The sequence below is a fragment of the Streptomyces sp. ADI95-17 genome, from assembly GCF_003846175.1.
In the GTDB taxonomy this organism is placed as follows: Bacteria; Actinomycetota; Actinomycetes; order Streptomycetales; family Streptomycetaceae; genus Streptomyces; species Streptomyces sanglieri.
Genome location: NZ_ML123053.1, coordinates 9,428 through 13,039 on the forward strand (window position 1 = coordinate 9,428; position 3,612 = coordinate 13,039).

Annotated in this window: 1 protein-coding gene; it reads left to right on the top strand. The window is 73.7% G+C overall.

Annotation, left to right across the window (positions count from 1 at the left end; translation table 11 throughout):
- Positions 1-3,612 (top strand): SDR family NAD(P)-dependent oxidoreductase (locus tag EES42_RS39450; protein WP_124723180.1); only part of this gene is annotated, 3,612 nt, incomplete at both ends.

Genomic DNA, 3,612 nt, shown 5'->3' on the forward strand with positions numbered 1-3,612 from the left:
CACCAGCAGTTCTGGCCGGAGGCCCAAGAGGTCTCCGTGGCGGGGACGGCGGACCCCGTGGACGCCGAGTTCTGGGACGTGGTGGAGCGCGGCGATCTGGAGGCGCTTGCCGAGACCCTCGAACTCGGCGGCGCCACCCGGGACTCGCTCGGCGAAGTACTCCCGGTGCTGTCGTCGTGGCGGCGGCAGCGGCGGGACGAGTCGACGGTCGACGCGTGGCGCTACCGCGTGACCTGGAAGCCCGTGACGGCGGCCGCGCCTGCCATGTCCGGCAGTTGGCTGCTCGTCGTCCCCGCCGTCGAGGCCGACCACGAGACGGTGCGCGAGACCGTGCGCGGGCTGACGCGGCACGGCGCCGACGTCTCGGTGTTCACCGTCTCCGGCACCGAGGTGGACCGCGGAATCCTCGCCGCCCGGCTGGCCGACGCGCCGGAGCCGGCCGGGGTCGTGTCCCTGCTGGCGCTGCTCCACGGGCCGGACCTGGAGCACCCGGTGATCCCGGCGGGCCTCGCGGCCAACGTCGAGCTGGTCAAGGCCCTGGGCGACGCGGGACGCCAGGCCCCGCTGTGGTGCCTGACCCGGAGCGCGGTCTCGGTGGGCCGCTCGGACGGTCCTGTCCGCACCGAGCAGGCCATGAACTGGGGCTTCGGCCGTGTCGTCGCCCTCGAACACCCGGAGCGCTGGGGCGGGTTGATCGACCTGCCCGAGACCCTCGACGACCGCGCGTGGACCCGGATCTGCGGCGTGCTCAGCGGCGGCGAGGACGCCGAGGACCAGGTGGCGGTGCGCGCGTCCGGCGTCTTCGGACGCCGCCTCCAGCGGGCCAGGGCCGGCCAGGGCTCCGCCGGGCCCCGGTGGACGCCGCGCGGCACCGTGCTGATCACCGGCGGTACGGGTGCCCTGGGATCGTTCATCGCACACCGCCTGACCGACCAGGGCGCCGAGCACGTCGTGCTCACCAGCCGCAGGGGCGCCGACGCCCCCGGCGCGCGGGAACTGGAGGAGCGGCTGACCGCACTCGGTGCCAGGGTCACCCTCGCCGCGTGCGACGTGGCGGACCGCGACGCGCTGGCCGCGACGGTCCAGGGGCTGCGCGACGCGGGCGACCGCATCACGGCGGTCGTGCACGCCGCCGGTGTCGGCCAGCTCAGCGTGATCGACGAGACGAGCCGCGCGGAGTACGCCGATGTCCTCCGGGCGAAGGTCCTTGGTGCCGCCCACCTCCACGAGGTCCTCGGCGATGAGGAGTTGGACGCCTTCGTCCTCTTCTCGTCGATCTCCGGCATCTGGGGCAGCGGTGGCCAGGGAGCCTACGGCGCGGCCAACGCCTACCTCGACGCGCTCGCGCAGCAGCGCCGCGCCGACGGCCTGGCCGCCACCGCGATGTCCTGGGGCGCGTGGGGCGGCGCCGGCATGGCCAAGGGCTCGGCCGAGGAGATCCTGAGCAGGCGCGGTCTCCCCGTGATGGACCCCGAGCTCGCCATCGACGCGATGCAGGACGCGGTGGGGCACGACGAGACCATGCTGACGGTCGCGGACGTACGCTGGGAGCGGTTCGTACCGACGTTCACCGTGGCCCGGCCCAGCCCGCTCCTCGCGGACCTGCCGGAAGCGCGCCGGATCCTCGACGACGCGGCGGCCGTCGATGCCGCCGAGACGGGCGACCTCTCCGCGTTCCAGCGCAGCCTCGCCGAACTGCCGGAGAACGAGCGTCCTGCCGCGGTCCTCGACCTCGTACGCACCGAGGCCGCTGCCGTGCTCGGCCTGGCCGACGCCGTGGCTCTGGAGGCGAACCGGGCCTTCCGCGAGCTCGGCTTCGACTCGCTGACCGCCGTGGAGGTGCGCAACCGCCTGAAGGCCGCCACCGGCCTGCGGCTCTCCACCACCCTGGTCTTCGACTACCCGACGGCCACCGTCCTGGCCGAATACCTGCTCGCCGAGTCCCTCGGGCACGAGGACGACACCGCCGCGACCGCCCCGACGGTCGGCGCCGCCGTCGACGACGACCCGATCGTCATCGTCGGCATGGGCTGCCGCTTCCCCGGTGACGTACGGACGCCGGAACAGCTGTGGGACCTCGCCGCCACCGGCACCGACGCCATCTCCGGGTTCCCCGCCGACCGCGGCTGGGAGCGTGCCTTCGCCGACGACGGCAGCGGCCCCGGCTTCACGCCGATGGGCGGCTTCCTCAACGGTGCGGCCGCCTTCGACGCAGGGTTCTTCGGGATCAGTCCGCGTGAGGCACTGGCGATGGACCCGCAGCAGCGGCTCCTCCTGGAGACCTCCTGGGAGGCCTTCGAGCGTTCCGGGATCGTTCCCGCGGCCGTGCGTGGAAGCAGCACGGGCGTGTTCATCGGCGCCTCGTCGCAGGGGTACGCCAGCGACGTCCACCAGCCGCCGGAGGGCGTCGAGGGCTACCTCCTCACCGGCACGGCCACCGCCGTGATCTCCGGCCGCATCGCTTACGCGCTCGGCCTCGAAGGCCCGGCCGTCACCATCGACACCGCGTGCTCGTCGTCGCTGGTCGCCCTGCACCTGGCCGCGCAGGCACTGCGCCAGGGCGAGTGCTCCATGGCGCTGGCCGGCGGCGCCGCGATCATGGCGACACCGGCGGTCTTCGCCGAGTTCAGCCGCCAGGGCGGCCTGTCGTCCGACGGCCGCTGCAAGGCGTTCGCGGAAGCCTCCGACGGCACGGGCTGGGGCGAGGGCGTCGGCGTACTGCTCCTGGAGCGGCTGTCCGACGCCGAGCGCAACGGCCACCGGGTGCTGGCCGTCGTCAAGGGCAGCGCCATCAACCAGGATGGTGCCAGCAACGGCATCAGCGCCCCCAATGGACCCTCGCAGCAGCGCGTCATCCGTCAGGCCCTGGTCAACGCGGGCCTCACCGCGGACCAGGTGGACGCGGTGGAGGCGCACGGCACCGGCACTACGCTGGGCGACCCCATCGAGGCGCAGGCCGTCCTCACGACGTACGGCAGGAACCGGGACGGCCGACTGCCGCTGCTGCTCGGCTCGTTGAAGTCGAACATCGGTCACACCCAGGCCGCCGCGGGCGTCGCCGGAATCATCAAGATGGTGATGGCGCTCCGGCACGGAGTGCTCCCGAAGACCCTGCACGTGGACCAGCCCTCCACTCACGTGGACTGGACGGAAGGCGCCGTTGAACTCCTGACCGAGCGGCGGGACTGGCCGGAGACCGGACACCCCCGCAGGTGCGGCATCTCCTCGTTCGGCGTGAGCGGCACGAACGCCCACGTCATCCTGGAACAAGCTCCGGAGCACACCCCCGCTGCCACCGCACCGCCCGCGCCCCGCACGCAGGGCGGGCCCGCGGCACTGCCGTGGGTGCTGTCCGCACGGGACGAGGAAGCGCTGCGCGGCCAGGCGGAGCGCCTGTGCACGACGGTCGTCGCCGACCCCGGCCTCGATCCGCTGGATGTCGCGTACTCGCTGGCCACCACCCGATCCGTCCACGAACGCCACGCCGTGGTGGTCGCGACCGACCGCGACGCCTTCCTCGACGGGCTCACCGCCCTCGCCGACCAGGGGACCGCCGCAGGACTGGTACGGGACGCGGGAGCGCGCGGCCGGGTAGGTGTGCTGTTCTCGGGC